The 20,569-nt window shown below is 62.9% G+C and carries 19 protein-coding genes and 1 tRNA gene; 4 read left to right on the top strand and 16 right to left on the bottom strand.

Annotated features, from left to right (window positions below; all coding sequences use genetic code 11):
- From GXY33_02165 to GXY33_02150, 4 genes are all read right to left on the bottom strand, one after another.
- Positions 1-104 (bottom strand): prepilin-type N-terminal cleavage/methylation domain-containing protein (locus GXY33_02165; protein ID NLX03928.1); only part of this gene is annotated, 104 nt, incomplete at its 3' end.
- On the bottom strand, positions 101-1,138 hold the full coding sequence (locus GXY33_02160; GenBank protein ID NLX03927.1) for a LacI family transcriptional regulator: 1,038 nt from the start codon (positions 1,136-1,138) through the stop codon (positions 101-103). The genes GXY33_02165 and GXY33_02160, both read right to left, overlap by 4 nt.
- Before the next feature lie 149 nt (positions 1,139-1,287).
- On the bottom strand, positions 1,288-2,244 hold the full coding sequence (locus GXY33_02155; protein ID NLX03926.1) for an SAM-dependent methyltransferase: 957 nt from the start codon (positions 2,242-2,244) through the stop codon (positions 1,288-1,290).
- Between the two features lie 48 nt (positions 2,245-2,292).
- On the bottom strand, positions 2,293-2,922 hold the full coding sequence (locus tag GXY33_02150) for an FMN-dependent NADH-azoreductase (GenBank protein ID NLX03925.1): 630 nt from the start codon (positions 2,920-2,922) through the stop codon (positions 2,293-2,295).
- A gap of 342 nt (positions 2,923-3,264) precedes the next feature.
- Here GXY33_02150 and GXY33_02145 point away from each other — a divergent pair, with 342 nt between their 5' ends.
- Entirely contained in the window at positions 3,265-4,182 is a 918-nt protein-coding gene (locus tag GXY33_02145) for a nucleoside hydrolase (protein NLX03924.1), read from the top strand.
- Positions 4,183-4,221: 39 nt separating this feature from the next.
- On the opposite strand, the gene GXY33_02140 is transcribed toward GXY33_02145, so the two are convergent.
- The 5 genes from GXY33_02140 to GXY33_02120 form a co-directional block, all read right to left on the bottom strand.
- Positions 4,222-4,848 (bottom strand): SGNH/GDSL hydrolase family protein, encoded by a 627-nt coding sequence (locus GXY33_02140; protein NLX03923.1) that lies wholly within the window; start codon positions 4,846-4,848, stop codon positions 4,222-4,224.
- Between the two features lie 120 nt (positions 4,849-4,968).
- Positions 4,969-5,976 (bottom strand): hypothetical protein, encoded by a 1,008-nt coding sequence (locus GXY33_02135; GenBank protein ID NLX03922.1) that lies wholly within the window; start codon positions 5,974-5,976, stop codon positions 4,969-4,971.
- A gap of 217 nt (positions 5,977-6,193) precedes the next feature.
- Positions 6,194-7,402, bottom strand: coding sequence for a hypothetical protein (locus tag GXY33_02130; protein NLX03921.1), 1,209 nt, complete (start codon positions 7,400-7,402; stop codon positions 6,194-6,196).
- A 54-nt stretch (positions 7,403-7,456) separates the two neighbouring features.
- Entirely contained in the window at positions 7,457-8,215 is a 759-nt protein-coding gene (locus tag GXY33_02125; protein ID NLX03920.1) for a DUF1559 domain-containing protein, read from the bottom strand.
- 44 nt (positions 8,216-8,259) lie between these two features.
- Positions 8,260-9,393 carry a substrate-binding domain-containing protein gene (locus tag GXY33_02120; GenBank protein ID NLX03919.1) on the bottom strand — a complete coding sequence of 378 codons (1,134 nt, stop codon included), beginning with the start codon at positions 9,391-9,393 and terminating at the stop codon, positions 8,260-8,262.
- Between the two features lie 247 nt (positions 9,394-9,640).
- Between GXY33_02120 and GXY33_02115 the strand changes: the two genes are divergently transcribed.
- Positions 9,641-10,933, top strand: coding sequence for a radical SAM protein (locus tag GXY33_02115; protein NLX03918.1), 1,293 nt, complete (start codon positions 9,641-9,643; stop codon positions 10,931-10,933).
- A gap of 10 nt (positions 10,934-10,943) precedes the next feature.
- On the opposite strand, the gene GXY33_02110 is transcribed toward GXY33_02115, so the two are convergent.
- Positions 10,944-11,534 (bottom strand): hypothetical protein, encoded by a 591-nt coding sequence (locus GXY33_02110; GenBank protein ID NLX03917.1) that lies wholly within the window; start codon positions 11,532-11,534, stop codon positions 10,944-10,946.
- Between the two features lie 265 nt (positions 11,535-11,799).
- On the opposite strand from GXY33_02110, the gene GXY33_02105 reads away from it, so the two are divergent.
- Positions 11,800-12,441: a hypothetical protein gene (locus GXY33_02105; protein NLX03916.1), complete on the top strand. Its 642-nt coding sequence runs from the start codon at positions 11,800-11,802 to the stop codon at positions 12,439-12,441.
- 46 nt (positions 12,442-12,487) lie between these two features.
- On the opposite strand, the gene GXY33_02100 is transcribed toward GXY33_02105, so the two are convergent.
- Both GXY33_02100 and GXY33_02095 read right to left on the bottom strand, forming a co-directional pair.
- Positions 12,488-12,561 (bottom strand) — tRNA-Val (locus tag GXY33_02100).
- 43 nt (positions 12,562-12,604) lie between these two features.
- A complete protein-coding gene (locus tag GXY33_02095; protein ID NLX03915.1) occupies positions 12,605-13,273 on the bottom strand; it encodes a hypothetical protein in 669 nt (222 codons plus the stop codon).
- 248 nt (positions 13,274-13,521) lie between these two features.
- Between GXY33_02095 and pyk the strand changes: the two genes are divergently transcribed.
- Positions 13,522-14,940 (top strand): pyruvate kinase, encoded by a 1,419-nt coding sequence (gene pyk / locus GXY33_02090; protein ID NLX03914.1) that lies wholly within the window; start codon positions 13,522-13,524, stop codon positions 14,938-14,940.
- 32 nt (positions 14,941-14,972) lie between these two features.
- On the opposite strand, the gene GXY33_02085 is transcribed toward pyk, so the two are convergent.
- From GXY33_02085 to GXY33_02070, 4 genes are all read right to left on the bottom strand, one after another.
- Positions 14,973-15,434 (bottom strand): YbaK/EbsC family protein, encoded by a 462-nt coding sequence (locus tag GXY33_02085; protein ID NLX03913.1) that lies wholly within the window; start codon positions 15,432-15,434, stop codon positions 14,973-14,975.
- A gap of 237 nt (positions 15,435-15,671) precedes the next feature.
- A complete protein-coding gene (locus GXY33_02080; protein NLX03912.1) occupies positions 15,672-18,752 on the bottom strand; it encodes a hypothetical protein in 3,081 nt (1,026 codons plus the stop codon).
- Between the two features lie 103 nt (positions 18,753-18,855).
- The gene (locus GXY33_02075) at positions 18,856-19,569 is read right to left on the bottom strand and encodes a DUF1559 domain-containing protein (GenBank protein ID NLX03911.1); all 714 of its coding nucleotides are present in this window, start codon (positions 19,567-19,569) and stop codon (positions 18,856-18,858) included.
- A partial coding sequence (locus GXY33_02070) for a LacI family transcriptional regulator (GenBank protein NLX03910.1) occupies positions 19,556-20,569 on the bottom strand: 1,014 nt, incomplete at its 5' end. The genes GXY33_02070 and GXY33_02075, both read right to left, overlap by 14 nt.

Raw genomic sequence — 20,569 nt, 5'->3', positions numbered from 1 at the left:
TGCTCTCTCGCCGCTTGCAGCGCCGGCAACAAGATTGCCACCAGCACCGCGATAATCGCCACCACCACCAGCAGCTCGATCAGTGTAAATCCTTTGCGTCTCATTCCCGTCCCTCATTCGCAGGGGCCGACGTGGTCCGGCCCACAAACAACTCACCCGCAATCCGCGCCGTCTCATCGGACACGGGCCGTCCTTCCATCGCAGCCATCAGCAGGTCGATGCCCTTCTCGACCATCGGCCGTTCCGGCACCACCACGCCAGTGCCCAGACAATCGTCGAAGTGCGGAATCTCCGGCGGCGAGATGAAATAACACAACGATACGTCGCCCGGCACCCTCAGCCCGCACGACGCCGCCATCTGCAGGGCGATATGGAACATGCGGAAGTTGTAGCAGATCACAGCCGTGAACGGCGGCTGCCGATCCAGAACCCTCCGCGCCAGTTCGGTCACCGAATCATCCGATCGCCCCTGCCGCAATGCCGACGCATCGCATCCCGCGCGGCGAAGCTCATCGACCACTGTTTCAAACCGCTCGGTCATCGAGTAGTGCGGCTCATCAACTCCCAGGTACCCGATCCGGCGATGGCCAAGGTCCAGAAGGTAACGCACCATCAGCCGGGCGTTAGCCGTCTCGTCGCTATTGACGCAAGGCAGCCCGACCGTCGGCGTGCGGTTGATCCACACCACCGGCGCGTGCAGGTCAGCGATCCGCTCGTCAACGTACTCCGGCACCACTCCGACCGCGTCGAAGGCCAATATCCCATCGACCGCCAGCTCCGAGAACAGCCGCGGAGCCTCGATCACTTCCCGCGTCACCGGCGTCAGATGGAACGGCTCGAAAATCACCGAATACCCCTGCTCGCCCAGCAGATCGGCCGCCATGTCCAGATAGCCGTTGAAGTTGCAGTGGGCCGCTCCGATCGGACCGTACCGCGTCAAGACGCACGCGATCCGCTGAAACCGCCCCGCCCGCATCGCCCTCGCCGCCGAGTGGGGAAAATACCCGCACCGTCGGCTGGCCTCCAACACCCGCTCCCGCGTCCCCGGCGAGACGTGCGGACTGGCCCGGAACACCCGCGACACCGTCGAAGGCGTCACCCCGGCCATCGCCGCCACATCTTTAACCGTCTTAGCCATAACCAGTTACCGTCACATACCTGACATTCAAGGCTTCGATCTGCTGGACCGGATGCCAATCAATCGATCTTGGCAACGTTACCATACCAAAAGCTGGCAACGTTGCCAAGGGAATTCCTTCCACCACCGTGGAACACCCAACTGATTTCCTAACCCCTGTTCTCCGCAGTAATTACGCTGTTACCGAACCGCTCAGAACTGAGCACGACCTGTGGATTCCCAAAACCCGACCGCTCAATCTCCCCAAACAACTCCGGGCGGCTGTAGGCCCCCACCATGATGTTGAACAAAGCCGGGTTCAGCGGCCCGGTCTTCTCGTCATTCAGCACGAAATCCTGCACCACCAGCACCCCCCCGTTCACCATCGCCCGTCGGGCCTTGGCCAGCTTCATCGCCGCCTGACTGCCCTCGCCGTGCAGGATGTTCGACATCAACACCACGTCGGCCCCCTCGCCAAACTCGTCGGTATTCCAGTCCCCCGGCTTGGTCGTCACCCGATCCGCCATGCCCTCTTTGGTGATGATCTCTCTGGCAATCGCGACCGTTTCCGGCAGATCGAACACCTCCGCCCGCAGATCCGGATACCGCCGGCAGAACATGATCGAGTACGTCCCCGGCCCGCCGCCGACGTCCAACAGCTTCCGCCGGCCCGACAGGTTCACCGCTGAGGTCACCAGTTCCCCCCTTCCCGCCATCGTCAGGTTGTGCATCCCCAGGATGAAGTTTCGGTGCCGCTCCTCATCCGGCGCCGCCTGCGGCTCGACCCGCGCGTCCTCCTCCAGGCGATCCCAAATCTTCCACACCGACGCTGAGTGCGCGATGATATCCCCCTGATACAGCGCCCGCCCGCGAACCAGGTACGCCTCAGCCGCCTCCGCATTGCGGTACCGGCCGTCCCTCTTCTCCACCAACTCCATCGCCGCCAATGCGATCAAGAGCTTCCCGGTCAACTCCGGCTTGCTCCTGCACCGCCGGCACACCTCCTCCAGCGGCGTCCATCCCTCAGCCAGCACGTCGAAAATCCTCAGGTTGCTGGCCACCTGAAGCGTCCGCGCCGCCCGATACGCCCACGACAGATCGTTGATGCCCTCGACGTCCCGTATCATCACCGGCTCCTTTCGCAGCGGTCTGGCCGTCACTCCACCGATCGCGCCTCAGAATGTCTCACTGATCGCCACCGCCCGCTCGATCGCCTCCTGGCGATTCCGCTGTTTGACCTCCGGGCTCACCCCCTCGGTCGGCTCGATCACGATCGACTGCACGTCCGTTAGCCCGATAAAGCCCAGAATCATCTCAAGGTAAGGCTTCTGAAAGTCGAGCGTCTGCGCGCCGCTGTCCGGGCCGTACGCTCCGCCTCGGGCATAGACGGCCAGCACCCGCCGATCGGTCAACAACCCCACATACCCCTCCTCAGCCGACCACCGAAACGTATACGTCGGCTGCACGATGATGTCGATGTACTGCTTCAGACGATAAGAAATGCCGAAGTTCCACATCGGCACCGCCAGCACGTACTTGTCAGCCGAGGCGAACTGACCGATCAGCGACTCCACCACCCGCCACGCCTCCCGCTGCTCGGCCGAGTGATCCAGACCATGCATGATGTTGTACTTGGCCTGGATGATGAACCCGTCGAACGGCGGCAGGTCCATCTCGAACAAATCCAGCGTCTCGACCTCGTCTCGCGGATGGCGCCCGCGATACGCTTCCACAAACGCATCCGCCACCGCCACCGAATGCGATCGGTCGCGAGGCGAGGCCTTGATGTACAGCAGTTTTCCCATGGTCATGCTCCTTGTATGTCCACCCGGTTTCGCCTGTGTTTTCGTCGCGCGTCCTCGCGACATCCTGGGAGCCGATCATCTCGACGCAAAGGACCCACCGCACGACCCGTCATGCAGCCGACCCTCGGTCTTCACCACGAGACCCTCCCATCGAAGCGGCTCCTCTTATACCGCGCCGCTCGTTCCCACTCAATACCCCTCCCATTCCTCCCGCCGACGTTTCACGACAACCCTCTGGCCCCCAACCCCTCACGCCGCTATACTGACGGCCCTTGAAACGCCGCGACCTTCAGGAAGCGTGGCATACCCTCAAAAGCAGCCGTTTGAAGAAAGGGATATTCAGTGGCAAACGACAGCCCGGTCAACCGTCCGATCCCCATCATCCTCGACACCGACATCGGCCAGGACATCGACGACACCTGGGCCATCGCCATGATGCTCCGATGCCCCGAACTCGATGTCAAGCTCATCGTCAGCGACACCGGCGACACCGAATACCGCGCACGGATCGTCGCCAAGCTGCTCGAGGTCGCCGGACGCACCGATATTCCCGTCGGCGTCGGCGTCCCCTGCGGCCACTATCCGCAGCCGCAAGCCGGGTGGGTTGAAGGCTACGACCTGGCCCGCTATCCCGGCACCGTGCACCAGGACGGCGTCAACGCGATGATCGAGACGATCATGGCCTCACCCGAACCGGTCACCCTCATCGCCATCGGACCGGTGCCCAACCTCGCCGAGGCCCTCCGCCGCGAACCGCGAATCGCCCAGCGGGCCCGCTTCGTCGGCATGCACGGCAGCATCTGCCTCAACCACGACGGCTGCCCGGGCGCCATCGCCGAGTACAACGTCGAAATGGACATCCCAGCCGCCCAGGCCGCCTTCGCCGCCGACTGGCCCATGACCATCACGCCGCTGGACACCTGCGGCCGCATTCGCCTGACCGGCGAAAAGTACCGCAAGATCCAGAACTCAACCGATCCGATCCTCAGCGCCCTGATGGACAACTACCGGATCTGGGCCGAGGCGCAGCATCAGCCGAACCTGCCGGAGCAGCAGTCCACCATCCTCTACGACACCGTCGCGATCTACCTCGCCTTCGCCGACGATCTGCTGGTCATGGATGACCTGTCCATCCGCGTCCGAGACGACGGTTTCACCGTCGTCGACCCGGCCGGCAAACCGATGCGCGTCGCCATGGACTGGAAAGACCTGCCCGGCTTCGAAGACTTCCTCGTCGAGCGGCTGATCTCGCCCGCCTGACCGGTGCGTATCCCTGCAGATCGCCAGACAGGCTGAGGCCTACATCGCCCCGACCGTCGCCAGCCAGTGCCTCGTGATCAGGGCGTGGCCGGCCATAGTCGGATGCACGCCGTCCGCCGTCCAGAAGGCCGCGTCCTGATGCGTCGACGCCTGGGCGAACAACCCGTCCAGCGGCACCAGCGTCGCCCCGAACTCCCTCGCCAACCTGCGCACCACGTCGATCTTCGGGTCCAGGTCCACCCGCCAACCCTTCCGATCCTCCGGCACCGGCAGCACGAACGGTTCGAGCAGGAGGATCCTCGCATCGAGCTTTTCCCGCGTCCGCCGCAGAATATCCCGATACGACTTCTCAAACGCCTCAGCCGTCGTCGGATCGTTGCTGTCGTACCGCCGCCACGTGTCGTTGATCCCGATCAGAATCGACACCACCGTCGGCTTGAGGGCCAGACAGTCCTGCTCCCATCGCCCAGCCAAATCCACCGCCCGGTTCCCGCTGTTGCCGCGATTGAGGAACTTCACTTTCTTGTCCGGATGCAGAGCCGAGAACCACGCCGCCGTCATCATGGCATAGCCGTACCCAATCTGGGTATCATCCTCGCGGCTGCGACCCGCGTCCGTAATACTGTCACCCTGAAACAGAACCACTGCTCCGTCGTCAATCATCATGCTCATGCGTATGCTCCTTGATAATCCAAAGGCCGGATGTTGTACCACAAAGCGATCCCGAAGTCTCTGCGCAAATTGTGAGCTTGCTCAAAACGTGACAGCGGTGGGTGCGGACAGCCATCAGGGAAAACGGTAGGAGCGGGCCTCCTGCATCGCCTCGATAAACGCCAAAGCGGTCTCAAGCGGGGCCTCGGACGGCAGGGGCTTGCACGGCTCCAGAAGGTAGCCGCCGCCGTCGGAAAGAATTCTCGCCGTATTGAACACAGCCGAACGGGCCTCCTCCGGCGTGCCGTGGGCCGCTGCGCCCTGCGTGCCGATCCCGCCCCGAAACGCCAGGTGCCGGCCGAAGTCGCGCTTGATCGCCGCGATGTCCATGCACTCGGGCTGAAGCGGGTGAAAGACTTCCAAGCCGATGTCCACGTAGTCGCCCATGATCGCCGTGTTGTCGCCGCACGAGTGCGCGCCGACCACCATGCCCGCCTCGCGAACGCGCCGGTACATCGCCGCCAGACGCGGCTTGTAGAACGTGCGAAATGCGCCCGGGCTGATCATCAAGCCCTTCTGGCTGCCGAAATCGTCGCCGAACGTGATCCCGTCAAGCGGCAGGGTCACCAGAACATCGAGCGCCTCCATGTGCATCTCGAGCAGGCGGTCGAGGGCCTCGTGAACGAATGTCGGATGGACGGCCAGGTCCATCAGATATTCCTCCATGCCCCGCAACGCCCAGAGACGCTCGCCGAAGGTCATCGTGAACTGGTAGAAAATGAAGCGATCGGGATGGGCCTGCCGGATCGAGACGATCCGCTGCACCTCATTGTCGGGCAACAACTTGATGCGGGGAATCCGCCCGGCGTCGGGCTCGACAAGCGGCGGATCCTCGAAAAAGTAGGCCCCGGACGATCGCTGCCAGCGAACGCCGAACGGATCGAAGAACGTACTCTCGTCCACGATCCGGTGCTCGACGTTCCAGAGAATCCGGACGGTGTCATTGACGAACTGCTCGTCGCGGCGATAGCCACACTCCTCAAGCCGGCGCTTAAGGCCTTCCTCAAGATACAGCGTGGCCGGCAGTTGCTCCGGCGGCTCATGACGGATCGCCCGAAGGACATTGTCGCGCGGCGTCTGCATAACAGGCAGATTACCCGGAACAAAGGAAGAATGTCAACAGCGGGAAATCAGGAGCACAGGAACAAAACGCCAGACAACGAGGCGTAGCTCCGCCGCCCTCGGCGGAGTCTTCCTTCTCCATTCTGGCTACTGGCTACTGGCTTCTTGTCTTCGTCCGCGTGCTCCGTGCCGTTTTCCAAAGGAAAGCCAGATCGACCAAAACGACCTCACGTCCTCATCAACCGAGCATCCGCTCGAAGACCTTCCAGATTTCCTCGGCGTGCGGATTCTGAAGAAGGAAATCCGCCTCATGGATACTGGCCGACGGGAACTTGCTCTCGAGCACACGGGCCAGGTAGGTCTCAACGTCCTGCGGCGTCACGTGCTTGGCGAACTCACCACCGGTGGGACTGAAGAAATCGTTCAGCCAGAGCGTAATGATCGCCCCGGCGTCCAGCACCGGCTGGAACGCGGGCAAAAGCGGCCGGTCGAAATCGAAGCCGCCCGGCCGCCAGTTCCACGAGACCGTCCACTCGTCGATCACGCCCTCGCGGGCCAGCGCCGCCGGATCGAACGTGTGCTTGGCCGGGAACTCATCCGCCGGATCGGCGAAGGGCAGACAGGCGAAGTGGCTCGCCTCGATCGCCACGTGTGGCTTGGGACCCAAGAGCTTGCGGGCCTCGCGGATGAACCGGATCGAGTACTCGCCCTTCAGCGCGTGCCACGCCGGCAAATCGAACGCCTCAGCCCCGACGTAGTTGTACCGATGGACGAACATGAGATCCTTCCACGCGAACGGACCTTCGCTCGTCACTTCGTGGTCGATGTAGTCGAACTTACGGATATCCACGCCGTGCCGCCGGCGAAACTCGTCCGCCACCGGCTGATTGTATCCCCAAAAATGCGGCTGGCGGAACGGATTCACGTACAGCGAGTGCGACCGCGTCAGCCCGAAGAGCATCGCGTCGATCCCGTACGAGGCGATCTCCGCCACGATCCGCAGCTTGTAGTCGCGCACCTCGTCCAGCCAGTAGCTTGGCCAGCCGCGAAGTTGAAAATGACCGCAGCGACTCTCCCACCAGCCGCCGGGCAACCCGTCGATATACTCGTCCACCATGCCCGAAAAGTAGTCGTCGAACATGCGGAAATACGGGATGATCCGCACGCCATACGTCTTGCCCAACTCGACCGCAGCGGCCAGACCGTCGTAGGCGTGGATCGTCGCGGCGCAACTCCTCGACCCGACCCGCCGATCCCGACCGTCGTACCACGGCATGATCCGGCTGTGATACTCAGCCAGCCCGCAGCACGTCACGCTCCAGTACATCTCCCGCATCCCCGCCCGCGCCGTCTTCTCGAAAAACCGCTCCAGCTTCTCGCGGCTAAAACCGTGCCAGGCCAGGTCGGCGTAATCCACTTCCATGACGATGCGCTTCTTCTCTGCCATAGTTCCGCTCCAGGAATGCCGTCAACGTTTCGAAAACAACAATTGGCGGGGATTCTACTGCCACATGTGGCCGTGATCGTAGTAATAAATCTCGAGGGTGCTGGTCAATCTCAGTTCACCCAGCATCATGCTTTCGGTGTGCCAGTCGGTCATGAGGAGGTTGAGGCGGTCGCCGTGACGCCCGATCACGTACTGGTCCGTCGACCAATGCACCGCGTTTCCGTCATGGTGCGGCCAGATGCCGATCTGCGGACGCTCGGTGACCGCGACGAAGGTGGAGGGATGGTTGATCGAATCGAGTTGCCAGCCGCTCCGCATCGTGCCCAGACCGTGGCTGTGCCAGAAGGCCAAATCGGGCAGACACCAGCCGTTGGCCGTGTAGTCGGGCCACGGGCACTCGCCCCAACTCAAAATCGGCGGCGCGGACTCCGACGGGCACTTGAAGATGCTCTTCAAGTACCACTGCTGACACGCCAGCCGGTACGGATCGCCCGCCGGCATCGCGCGAATCTCGCTGGGAATGCCGAAGTACCCAGCCAGCGGGTGGCGAGGACTCATCCAGTAAACATCGCCTCCGATCCCGCCCGACGTCGGCATCAACCCCGCGCTGTCATTGGCGTAAACGCCTATGGCGTACCCCATCTGACGCAGGTTGCTCCCGCACGCCACCTCCCTCGCCGCCTCTCTCGCCGCCGTCAACGCCGGCAGCAAAATCGACACCAGCACGGCGATAATCGCCACCACCACCAACAGCTCGATCAACGTAAATGATCTCGAATCTGTGGAAAAGGCAATCTGGCGTCTCGTTTGCATGTTCTTCCCCAAATCAGCAATCAACAATCGGCAATCAGCAATTCCTACGCCGTTTCTCCCTCGATCAACTCCACCGGCGTGTGATGCACCTCGATCGGTCCGGTGTAACCGTCGATGCGGCGGCTCAGAAGCTTCATCGCCAACCGGCCTTCCTCAGCCAGGTTGAAGTCCACCGTCGTCAGCCGCATCGGCGAAAGCCCCTCGACCGCATTGCGCATGGCGGATATGACCTTCATGTCGCCAGGAACGCGAACGTCCGCCTCCATCGCGGCAAACAGAGCGCCGACGGCCGGGTAATCGTGGCCCGCAATCAACGTCTCACACCGGAATCCGCGTGCGAACTGGTCCGCCATGAACCGCCGGCAATCGGCAAACGGTTGAGGCGGGCTCATGTAGCCGCTCGGCGCGTCAACGATAAACACTCGCTCATCCGGCAGCTCAATGCCCGCCGGCGCCAGCTCCCCTCGAAGCGCCTCGACGGTCTCCTCGTTGGACCCGCGCGGCGAGGTTCCCATATAGGCCACATCGCGAAAGCCTTTGCGCAAAATGAACCGGGCGACCGCCTGACCGCTGTAGGTCCCCGGTTCGTCCACTCGGTCGCAGCACAACCCCGCGATCTCCGGATGGCCGATGGTCACAATGGGCACGCCCGCCCCAGTCAAAATCTCCGCGTTGACCGCCAACAGCTCCTGCGGGATGGTCGTCAGGACAATCCCCGCCGGCTTGGTCTTGACGATGTTCTCGATGTTCCGGCGATACCGCCCGATGTCGGCGTTGGTCGCATAGATGGCCAACGTGAAACGCTCGTGGTCCATCGCATCCATCAGCCCGCGAACGTAACGATCCATGTCAGCGTTCAAACCACGCGAGATGAACGCGATCTGCCGCAATTCGGTCTCGCGCCCAACCCCCTCCGCAACCACCACACCCCGCTGGGGCCGGCGAACCACGTGCCCATCGCCCGCAAGAATGTCCAACGCCCGCCGGACCGTCGGCCGGGAAACACGGTAACGCTGCGCCAAATCCATCTCCGGCGGAAGACGCGTCCCAGCCGCATACCGCCCCCGCTGGATCTCATCCAGCAAAAGCTGACTCAGCCGAACCGCCTTGCTCTGATACGCCACCATCGAGTCAACCATGAACACCTCCGTCACACCCAGCATAGCAAACCTGTTCATTTTGTCAATCCCAGTTACAATCTTGTCACTTTTTACGCAAGTGCCTCGCGATTGGGATCTTCTGCTGCTCCACCCACGAGACCAGGTCGAGTATGGTCGGGAATTCCTTGAAAGCGACGCCTATCCCCCTTACCATATGGTCAGATAGGAAGATGTTCTGCTCGGGGGAGCGATCTATGGGCCCATCACCAGTTCAGATTCTCAGCCAAGATTCTGTCATTCTTGTTGACAAAGGGGAGAAGGTCCGATGAGCCAGTCGCAGGTGGCCACCGTCCGGTTCGCACTTGGCTGTCCGCGCAGCCAGATGGACGGAGCACTCATTCTAAAGTACTTGAAAATAAACGGTTGGACGCTGTCAGATGACCTCCAAAGAGCGAATCTGGTGCTGGTTTTCACCTGCGGTGTGACCCAGCGTGAGGAGGATATAAGCCTCCGCTGCGTCGCAGCGACGGCCCGTAAGAAATCAGCAGAGGCGCCGCTGGTGATCCTGGGTTGTTTGGCCGGGATCAATCCCCAACGGCTCGCCGAGTATGGCTGTATCTGCATCCCGCCCAAGGACTTGGACAGGTTGGACGAAGTCATCGGGCCCGTAGTCCCGATCGCGCGGATCGCCGACCCGAACCAACTCCAGAAATTCAGGCCTGACAAGCGGTTCTGCGATACGTTCCGTGAGCGACTCTCACGCAAGACAAACTACGGGTTCAGCCTGGCCGAGCGCCTGTGGTTCCGCCTGCGCCACGGCCAACGTCTCTGCTCGGGCAGCAACAAGTACTGCTACGCCGACACGTTCGCCATTCGGGTGGCTCACGGTTGCCAGGGGGAATGCACGTACTGCGGCATCCGCAACGCAGCCGGCCCGTTGATCTCCAAACCGCCGGAACAGATCATGGCCGAGTTCCGCCGGGGCCTCGATCAGGGACATCTGCTTTTCAGCCTGATAGCAGGCGACGTGGGTGCCTACGGTCAGGATATCGGTACGGATATTGCGGAGCTAATGGAGAGCATCTTCAGTGTCGAACAGAACTGTAAAGTTTTGATTATGGATTTCAGTCCCAAGTGGTTGATCCAGTACTACGATCGGCTGTTTCCACTCCTGACCAAGAACGCCGACCGGATCGGCTACGCGTCGTTTCCCGTCCAGTCGGGAAGCGATCACGTGCTTGACCGGATGAAGCGAGGATACAGCCGGGCGGATGCCGAGCGCTGCCTGAGCCGGCTTCAGCGGGCGGCCCCGCAACTGGATACGCTGACCCACGTGATGATCGGCTTTCCCGGCGAGACCCAGGACGACTTCCTGGAGACGGTGGACCTGATCCGCCGGACCCGGTTCCGCAAAGTCTCAGTCTACAAGTACGAGGACCGGCCGGGCACGGACTCGCTCCTGATGCCGGACAAGCTGTCCGAGAAGGTCAAGGCCCGCCGCATCCGGCAGTTCTACCGGACATTTCCGGGAATCGGCCATTACGGCGATGAACAGGAAGTGCAAGACGATCCGGCCGCGGCGGAACCCCAGCCCGAACCCGCAGCCGTCAACCACTGAGCGCGCCCGACTAGCCGAACAGCCGTCGCAGGTCCTCATCCGAGATCCGTTCGTTGGGCCCGATCGGCTCGCCGCGCTGGCGTCGCAGGTGCTCCATGAACTCGCGGACGTTCTCCGGAGCCGACTTGATGATCAGGCCGAGCGAATAGCGCATCAGCGAGACCTCGAACCCCTCAGCCGAACCCCGGATCAGCCCGGTCTCGGCGTCCTCTTCGGTCTCCATGGCCTGGCTGAACCGGTCAAGGACGGCCTGGAGCCGGCCGAGTTCGATCCGTTCATCGGCGATCGGGCGGTTGGTCACCTGCGAATGGGGCAACCCCATCATCCGCAGCACATACGCCGCCTCGCGAGGCATTCCTTCGACGTGCTCAAAGCCCTGGCCGAATTCCGGGCCGCGCTGGCCCGGCAGCAGGATGAACGGCTTGCGGATGAATACCACCCCGCGCCGCACCACGATCCGATCGCCGAAACGCGGATGTTCGCCCGCAAAAACGTACGGCAACTCCATATCGCCGAAGGTGAACAGCGTCCGGTGGTACTCCCGGATCACCTCGGTCTGCTTCCAGTATTCCTTGAACTTCTCCTCGTTGGGATTTGGCATTGGCTTTCTGCTCTGTTGGATCATCTGCGATCGCCGCGCAGGCCACACTACGGCCATGCTGTCGAAGGATTATACGCTGCGGAACCGCTCTTGAACATGGTAACTCTGAGACAGACGACTGGACGGCAACGCGGGAAGCCGGACGCGCGGCGAAAGGGGTACGAAATCCATTCGCCGTACGTGTTATCCGAAGGGCGCTCTTGACCCACAGGAGCAAGGGCACTATAAGTCCGGCATCATAGTCGTCGGAGAGGAGGCCAGGCGTATGGTGGCGATTCGCGTGTTTGCGGCGGTTCTCTGCGGCCTGCTTATGGCTGGCTGCGGCACGGTGCGTGGCCTTCAGTCCACGATGCCGGCGTCGGACCTGGACGTGCAGGCCCTGATCGACCGGACGCCCGACGGCGGGATCGTCCGGATCCCAGCCGGCCGGTACGTGTTGGAACGCGGGCTCGTGATCGAGGGTCGAAGCCGCCTGACGTTGCTTGGCGAGCCGGGAACCGCCGTGCTGGTCAAGGACGTCAACGTCCATGTCCTTACGGTGCGCAACTCGTCGGCGATACAGGTAGAAAACCTACACCTTCGTCACCAGGAGCCACTGCGCGAATACCAGTGTCACGGGAGCGTGGTGCGCATCGAGAATTCGAACGGCGTAACGATCATCGGCTGCGAACTCGACGGGTGCGGAGCGATCGGCGTGGCCGCTTACGGAAGCACGAACATCACCGTCCGCAACTGCTCGATCCACCACAACACGTTCAACGCCTTCTACCTCGATAGCTGCCGCGAGATCGAGCTGGTCGGAAACACCGTCGCCAGCAACGGCAATCTCACCCAGATGTACCGGATCGATGGACTGATGATGCACGACAACACGATTCACGACAACGGCGGGTATTGGGAGGAATGACCGGCGGGCAACACGCGTCCAGGAGCGCCGCATCAGGCAGGGCAAATGGGCGATACAGGGCTCGAACCTGTGACCTTACGGGTGTGATCCGTACGCTCTAGCCAACTGAGCTAATCGCCCAAGTAGTGGATATTCTATCCAGCCGTTCGGCGGTTTGCAAGTTCTAACCCGCTGGAATGGTGGCCGGTTGGGTCGCCCCCGCCGCTGGAGCCGTCGCCGGCGGCAACTCAACGATCTGGTCGGAAAGGACCTGCCACGAATCCAACTCCGCCAGCCGCGCGGCGGCCAGTTGCGGAATCGCATACCCAGCCAGGGCCGGATCCTCGGTCAGCTTGCGGTAGACTTCAGCGGCTTGGTCAAACCGGCCCTGATTTTCGTAAACAACCCCCTGGTTCAGCATCGCCCCGGCAAGAGCCACGGCATTGTCGCTGTACCGGCTCTCGATGGTCCCGACCGCTTGGTCGGCCTGATCCAGGATCGCCTGGCGGTCCGGTCCTTCCGGCATGGCCATGTACTGCATCAGGAGGCTGCCGCTGTACTGCTTGAGGGCCAACACCGCCAGGTCCTCGTCGCCGGTTTCACGGGCGAGATCCTGCAGATCCTCCGGCTGGGCCTGAATGTTGCCTTCCACAATGTTGAACAGCTGGGCCCAAGCCTGCCGCTGCGAATCCTGACGGCTTTGATAGAGGTAAAAGGCCACCCCGATCACCAGGACGAGGGCAAGGGCCACCGCCAGAACCTTAGTGCCGTGCTGCTGAAAGAAGTTGCCCAGATCGTTCAGCAGTTGGCTCAGGTCGCTGCGCTTCAGTTCGTGTCGTCTTTCCGCTTTCATGGGTTTCTCCAGCCGTCAGGCCGCCCAGGTCGAACGGCCGCGATCCAGTCATCACTGAAACCGATATTTTAGCACACTCAAGGACGTTTGTTGAGGGGGAAAAGGAAAAAACTCGGGCCCCACAAGCAATTCGCTGGGTCCGGAAAGGCGCGAAAGTGCCCCGCTGAAAGCGGTGGTCTGCCGCTTGACACCCGGGTATACTGGCCATGGCTGCGGGTTGTCAGCGAAAGATGCGAGGAACCATCACCATGCCGAAACGACGGACGAAGATCGTATGCACCATCGGACCGGCCAGCCAATCGCCGCAGGTCATGCGGGGGCTGATCCAGGCCGGAATGAACGTGGCCCGGCTCAACTTCTCCCACGGCAGCCACCAGGACCACGCCCGGACCGTCTCGACCCTCCGGTCGGTCTCAGCCGAACTGGGAACACGGGTGGCCATCCTCCAGGATCTCTCGGGGCCCAAAATGCGGATCGGAACGATCGCCGGCGACGAGGCTGAACTCAAGGCCAGACAACGGTTTACACTCACCAGCCGCGACATCCCCGGCGATGGCCGGGCGGTCTCGGTCAACACACCGGAGCTGATCGAGAGCCTCGAACCGGACGATCGGATCCTCTTGGCCGACGGCGAACTGGAGTTGCGGGTGCGGAAGGTCGCCGGCGGCGAAGCCGAGTGCGAAGTGGTGGCCGGCGGCCTGCTCCGGTCGAAAAAAGGGATCACCGCTCCGGGCGTCAAGCTCCGCCGGACCGTGCCGACGGAAAAGGACCTGACGGACCTGGAGTTCGGAATCGCCCAGGAGGTGGACTGGGTGGCCCAGTCGTTCGTCCGCACGCCGGAAGAGCTGCAGCGGCTCAAGTCGATCATCCGCGACCGCAAAGCCGACATCCCGGTGATCGTCAAACTGGAAAAACGGGAGGCAGCCGAGCGGTTTCGAGAGATCATCGACGCCGCCGACGGCGTGATGGTGGCCCGTGGCGATCTGGGCCTCGAGGTCGGCCTCAAGGAAATTCCCTACCTGCAGAAGCAGATCATCCGCTACGCGACACAGGTGGGCAAACCGGACATCACCGCCACCCAGATGCTCGAGTCGATGATCGCCAATCCGCGTCCGACCCGGGCCGAGGCCACCGACATCGCCAACGCCGTCTTCGACGGCACCGACGCTGTCATGCTCTCGGGCGAAACCGCGATCGGCAAGTATCCGGTCGAGGCGTGCCGCACCATGGCCGAAATCGCCGCCGCGGCTGAGGAACACATCGACTACGTCGAGCAGTTCCGGACCAACCCGTTGATCCCGGGAGCAGACATTCAGGAGGCCATCGGCCACGCCGCCAGCGACACCGCCCTGCGCATCGGCGCGTCGATGATCATCTGCTGCACCCGGTCGGGCAAGACGGCGGCGACGGTGGCGAAGTATCGCCCGCACGCCCGCATCGCGGTTGCAAGCCCTTTCGAAAAGACGCTGTTGCGGACGATCCTTTTCTGGGGCACCCGCCCGATCAAGATGGAACTGGCCCACGACACCGACCGGATGATCGATGAGGCCAAGCAGGCCGTCCTGAAGGCGGGACTGGCCCAGAAGGGCGAAAAGGTGGTGATCGTCGCCGGCATCCCGATCGACGAACCGGGCACCACCAACATGATCAAGGCGGACGTGCTCTGATCGCGCACGTCGGATGAACCGGGACGGCGGCGCTATTTGACCGTGGCCAGAACCACCGGGTTGACCAGGCGCTCGAAGTCGTCGTAGCGTATGCGGATCAACTCGGTGTGCGACCCGGCGTTGAACGAGATCTCCTCGTCCTCCGCCAGGTCGTCCATCACGAACACCTTCACGTCCCAGAGATTCCCGAACGGCGGCATCGCCCCGGGTTCGCACTGGGGAAAGGCGTCTTTGAACTCCTGCTCGTCGGCTAGTTCCACATTCTGAGCCCCGGTCACGTCCTTCAGGAGCGAGAAGTCGACCTGTCGAGTGGCTGGCAACACCACCATGGCCAACTGACCGTCAATCTTGACCATCACCGTCTTGGCCACTTCCCTGCCGGGAATGTGGGCCGAAGCGGCGATCTCCTGAGCCGTGTAGGCCGGCGAATGGCTCACCGACACGTAGCGCACGTCGTGCTCGTCAAGAAACTCCTTCAGCTTCCGTACAGGCATGGCCACACCCCCTTACTTTTTCAAGATGAATCCCCATCGGCTGGTCATTAGAAGCATAACCCCCCCACCGCCGCAGGTCAAGACCACCCGAAAAGGGGACATTCTACTTTTCCCATCTCCGGCGTTTCCAACGACGCCGGGCCCGCTCGGAAAAAGTAGAATGTCCCCTTTACCAAGCCGTACTGACAGTTGACCAGTGCCACACCACAGCAGTTGCACGCGATTGGGACAGCGTGCTCAGCGAACCCACATCGTGCCGAAGGCGGTCGGGTCTTTGCGGTCGACGATGCCGCCAAAGAGGGCCAGGCCGCTGCGGTCGTCGGGGGTCTGGTCCACGTCGTTGACCACCAGGGCCAATCCGATCTTCGAGCCCGCGGCTGGGGGGCCGTCCATCGCCAGGACCGGCCACGGCAGGGTCAGGTCGTACACGGTGCGGTCGCCTTCGCGGGTGATCCGTGCTTGCACTCGGGGCTCGGCGGCACCGCCCGGCAGGCCCTCCGCGTGGGAAATCCACCGCCAGGTCATCGGACCGTCCGGGCCGAGAGCAACCCCATATTCGAAGATCCGTTTGTGCCCGTCGAAACCGCCCTCGTTGGGCCGCCACGGCTGATCGGCGTCGAGGTCGAGCGCGATCTGCACCGAATCCTCCTGCCACATCTCGACCGGGATCATCTTCTGCTGGTGGAAGTTGTCGCGGACCTCGATCAGGAAACGGAGGCCGGCTGCGTCGTAACCGGCGCGAAGGGTGGCTGAGCAATCCTCCGGGGCCACCGCGCGCGGCTCCATGGCCGACCCGGTGAACGGACCCCACTCGGAGATATCCATCGCCTCCAGTTCACTGATAGCGCCGGTCAAGGGCCGACAGGGCACGCACGTGAGATCGAGCGCCTGTTTTGGCTCGAACCGCGGCATGGTCGGCACGTTGAGCATCAGCGTTCCGCGATAGCGCCGGCCGAACCGGATCGCGGAGAGCGGCAAGCCGAACGTCTGTTCGCCCCGCCCGCGGGCGATCAGATCCAGACCCGCCTGGCCATTGGGCAGGGCTTCAAGATCGACGATCGCGCGGTACGGTAACGGCTGATCGTCGGAACCCGCATAGGAGCGTACCACACCCTGGAGCTGCGGCGTCGGCTGATCCAGCGGCCAGGTCAGTTCCACCTGCCCGATCTCCAGTGGCGCGGTCACCACGACCTTCTGGCCCATCCAGCCGCTTTCGTCCTCACCGATCAGCAGATACTCGCCGCACGGCGTGCCCGGCGGAATCTGCACCACCCGCCCGCCGGCCTGCAGCGGCGAAGGACACCAGAACGGCTCCCAGCGAAGTTGAAGCGTCGACCCCTGCTGGGCCTCGACCGGCTCCCATACCTGCATCTCACGCAGGTTCAGGTCGGGAATCTCAGCGAAGATCGGACTGGGGCCGATCGGCACCTCGTAGTTCTCGTTCACCCGCACCGGCCGACCCGTCATATCGCGGATGTATGACGGCAAACCGGGCAGGAACAGCCTCGCTTCGGCGGCGACGTCCCACGCCGCCGCCACCGTGCCGCCGCCCTTCTTGAACAGGGCCAGGTACGCGGTCGGCGTCACCTGCAAGACGCGGCCGGGCCCTTCGACGCCAGTCAGGCATCGTGCCGTGTTGGCGTAAGCGGCGTAGCCGGGCCGCGGCGTAGATTCCCAGTTCAGCAGGCCATAGCCCGCCGGCCCGCGCGGGTCGGCCCAGCGGAGGTTGAAGTAGATGATCGAGTCGATCTCCTCGGCAACGAGCAGGATCAGCGAACGGCTGACGTATCGCGCCTGGGTCAGCGGATCGACCGGCTGCTGCCAGTCACCCGGCGGAACGGTCCAGCCGTACTCGGTGATGTAGATCGGCATCTCGCCCTTGCCGATCGACGCCATGTACGCCTTGAGCTTGCGCACCAGTTCGATGAACTCCCCCTCCGGCGCCGTCGCCCGCACGTACGCGTGCACCACCAACCCATCGAGGAAATCGAAGATGCCCAGCTTGTGGAGCATGTCGAGGAACTCGATCTTGATCGTGCACGGACACGGGCCGATCACCTTGGTCTCCGGGCTGACCGACTTGACCGCCTCCGCCATCTCGCGATGATAGCGGACCAGACCCTCCAGCGGGCCCTTCCAGAAATCCGGCTCGTTGGCCACCTCGACGTATTCCATCTGGTGCGGGTTCTGCTTGACCACGTACCGCACGAGGTCCTGGAAGACGGCGTAGTCCTTCATCGGGTACATGGAGGCGTAGTAGTCCGCATCGCCGGACGGCTTGTCCTGGAGCCACGGCGGCTGGGGCCACAGGCAGTAGATCGAGCTCTTGCCCGGCGCCGGCTCGGCGACGATCGGCGTCGGACGGGTCGAAGGAAAGCCCTCATCCGCCGCCTTCTTGTAAACGTCGTTGTTGAGGTTGATAAACGGCCGGTCCCAATTGGCCCCAGCGGCGACGAACAGCTCTCCACCGCCGGTCAGGCCAAAGGGCGAGGCCAGCCGCTGCGCGTCCGGGATGAGCGGTCCGACCACCGCGATGGGAGTCGAAGCCGAGCAGGCAATCCCGTCGGTGTACTGGACTTGGGCGTTGAGTTGATAGTAGCCGCGGGTCGGCAGCTCGATCGGCTGATGGGCGAGGCCGGGTTTGAGTTCCACTGTTCTCACCGGACGGTCCTGTTCGTCGAGAATCCGCACGCTGCCGGATTCCAGTTCATCCGGACTCGTGACGATCACGTCAATCGTCACACGGTCGGCGGTGATGATCGTGTCCTTACGCCGCCGGTCGAATAGGACGCCGCGTTCGAGCAACTCGACCTTCAGGTCGTCGAGCCGGATCTGACCGTCATCGCGGCTGCCTCCAGCCATGATGTAGAGCTGAAGCGCAGCGATCTCCGGGTCAACGAGCCCCACCGCCTCGGACCGGGTCCACTCCGGGGTGATCGGCGTCGACATGAACTGCGGATTCAGATAGTCGAACCACTCGGGCTCGCGACCCTCGGGGAAGATCTTGAGAAGCTGAACGGACGCCGAACCGCCTTCGGCCCCGTCCGCCCGCGACCAGAGCGACACCCGCACCAGCCGAGCCCGCGGCTCTTCGGCCGCCGGAAGCCCCACGCCGATAAACACCGCCCCGCTCTGTCCGCCCGACAGGTCGAACTGCAGCGACTTTTCACCGGCATGAGCCTGATCGGACGTCACCGCGACGGCATTCTCGATGCCATGCCAACCCTCCAACGCCCCCTCAAACCCCTCCTCCCGCAACACCGCCGCATCAGCGACCGCACCGCCGACCAACACTACCGCCAAAATGATCAACCGCATGAAATTCCTCCGCAGACAAGTGGCACGGCCGTCCTGGCCGTGAATTTGTAGGCTCCGCATTCCTTCGTCTCGGTCAGTGCCGTTCCGTCCAGAATCCACTCAATCACTCATGGTAGGGTCGGTAGAAGTAGAGATTGTAGCCTGGCCCTACCTCTTCGTAGCTCTTCCACTCCACGTGCCAGTCCAAAAACAGGAGGTTGCAGCCGCCGTTGTGACGGTCTCCCGGAGGATAGGGACCTTGGTGGACTAATCCGTCATGGCTCGTGTTCTCATCGGAGTCGCAGACACCGGCCATGTGCGAAGGATACCGAATGCTTGACTGCTTCACCACCGCCGACCAGCCATCCCCATGTTCATGTTTTCCGAGACTGACATAGTTGTAGCCATAGGAGAGTCGCTGGAGACACCAGCCCGCAACCGTCGGATCCGCGGTCGGGCAGAGGAACACTCTTGGACCATTTGGCGCCTGCGACACCGGCGGAGCAATCGTCGAGCCCTGACCGAGAAGTGCGACATACTCTTCGCCAAGTCCCATCGCCCGTGCAACGGTACCCGACCAGTTCGGCCACCAGTAAGCGTAGGGAAAATAACCGGGTGTCAATCCCGGCGGACCGTCCTCGATCGCCCACTCCAGCCCCTGGCCGATCTGCCGGAGATTGCTGGAACAGGCCACAGCCCGCGCCTGCTCCCGCGCCGCCTGCAGCGCCGGCAGCAGGATCGCCACCAACACGGCGATGATGGCAACGACCACGAGCAGCTCGATCAAAGTGAATCCACGCACTGCCCGCTGAGACGCACGCTTCCTACGCAGAGCCATTGAGCACCTTCCTGTTCTCGCCGCAGCTTTCGCGCCACACGAGGTACCCTTCGACGTTCCGCTGGACCGGTTCGCCCGATTCGCCGGCGATCTGCTGCTCCAGAAGTTCCATCGCCTCGCCGACCAGTTCGGCCACCCGGCCGTCCACGCTGGTCAACGCCGGCGAGAGTTCCTCACAGATGCTGATGTTGTCGTGCCCGACCAGGCTGATATCCCGCGGCACATGATAGCCTCGCCTCAGCAATTCATTCAGTCCGCCCAAAGCCATCCAATCGTTGCCGAACAGGATCGCGGTCGGCGGGTCGCGACGTTCAAGGTAGAGCTGGACGGCGGTCCGCCCTCCCGCGACCGTCGGCTCGACATTCTCGATCACCCATTCCGGATCCGCAGCGATTCCGATCGCCCGCAAAGTCTCTACGTAGGCATGGTACCGTCTGGCGATCGATGGATACTCGCGCCGGCTGATGACTAGGCCGATCCGCTCGTGGCCCAGATCACCAAGGCGCCCAATGGCTTCGGCAACGCCGGGCCCGAAGTCGGTCATGACGCTGCTGCACCCGGTCCGCTCGACGTGATCCTCAATCACCACCACCGGCGTCTCACTATCCCGCAGCCGCCAACACAGATCAGCCGATGGATGACCGGTAAGAACAACCCCATCAACCCTGTTCTCAGCCAGCACGGCCGGCGCCGCCGCCGACTCCTCGCGCGACGTGAACTCCACGTGGACGTGCCGCCCCTGGGCCGACGCGCAACGCTCCACCTGCGATATCACCATCTGCTGGAAAATATCATCCGCCACCCCCGGCTTGGGCGTCGCGATCAGCAGCGCAATCGCATCAGCACGCTTCCGCCGCAGCGGCCGCGGCCGATAACCCAGACTCCGGGCCAACCGCCGAATCTCCCCCGCCCGCTTCGCCCCAACCCCCCGATCACCAGCCAGCGCGCGGGAGACGGTGCTGACGGCGACGTTCATTTGCTGGGCCATCTGTCGGAGGCT

Source organism: Phycisphaerae bacterium, from assembly GCA_012729815.1.
GTDB lineage: Bacteria > Planctomycetota > Phycisphaerae > JAAYCJ01 > JAAYCJ01 > JAAYCJ01.
Note: the sequence above shows the minus strand (reverse complement) of the source record. Positions and strands in the feature narration are given on the sequence as shown.

Excerpts from the sequence above, each read along its gene's own strand:
- GXY33_02160 (NLX03927.1), bottom strand. The coding sequence starts at position 1,138 with ATGGCTAAGACGGTTAAAGATGTGGCGGCGATGGCCGGGGTGACGCCT.
- GXY33_02155 (NLX03926.1), bottom strand. The coding sequence starts at position 2,244 with ATGATACGGGACGTCGAGGGCATCAACGATCTGTCGTGGGCGTATCGG.
- GXY33_02150 (NLX03925.1), bottom strand. The coding sequence starts at position 2,922 with ATGGGAAAACTGCTGTACATCAAGGCCTCGCCTCGCGACCGATCGCAT.
- GXY33_02140 (NLX03923.1), bottom strand. The coding sequence starts at position 4,848 with ATGATGATTGACGACGGAGCAGTGGTTCTGTTTCAGGGTGACAGTATT.
- GXY33_02135 (NLX03922.1), bottom strand. The coding sequence starts at position 5,976 with ATGCAGACGCCGCGCGACAATGTCCTTCGGGCGATCCGTCATGAGCCG.
- GXY33_02130 (NLX03921.1), bottom strand. The coding sequence starts at position 7,402 with ATGGCAGAGAAGAAGCGCATCGTCATGGAAGTGGATTACGCCGACCTG.
- GXY33_02125 (NLX03920.1), bottom strand. The coding sequence starts at position 8,215 with ATGCAAACGAGACGCCAGATTGCCTTTTCCACAGATTCGAGATCATTT.
- GXY33_02120 (NLX03919.1), bottom strand. The coding sequence starts at position 9,393 with ATGAACAGGTTTGCTATGCTGGGTGTGACGGAGGTGTTCATGGTTGAC.
- GXY33_02115 (NLX03918.1), top strand. The coding sequence starts at position 9,641 with ATGAGCCAGTCGCAGGTGGCCACCGTCCGGTTCGCACTTGGCTGTCCG.
- GXY33_02110 (NLX03917.1), bottom strand. The coding sequence starts at position 11,534 with ATGCCAAATCCCAACGAGGAGAAGTTCAAGGAATACTGGAAGCAGACC.
- GXY33_02105 (NLX03916.1), top strand. The coding sequence starts at position 11,800 with ATGGTGGCGATTCGCGTGTTTGCGGCGGTTCTCTGCGGCCTGCTTATG.
- GXY33_02095 (NLX03915.1), bottom strand. The coding sequence starts at position 13,273 with ATGAAAGCGGAAAGACGACACGAACTGAAGCGCAGCGACCTGAGCCAA.
- pyk (NLX03914.1), top strand. The coding sequence starts at position 13,522 with ATGCCGAAACGACGGACGAAGATCGTATGCACCATCGGACCGGCCAGC.
- GXY33_02085 (NLX03913.1), bottom strand. The coding sequence starts at position 15,434 with ATGCCTGTACGGAAGCTGAAGGAGTTTCTTGACGAGCACGACGTGCGC.
- GXY33_02080 (NLX03912.1), bottom strand. The coding sequence starts at position 18,752 with ATGCGGTTGATCATTTTGGCGGTAGTGTTGGTCGGCGGTGCGGTCGCT.
- GXY33_02075 (NLX03911.1), bottom strand. The coding sequence starts at position 19,569 with ATGGCTCTGCGTAGGAAGCGTGCGTCTCAGCGGGCAGTGCGTGGATTC.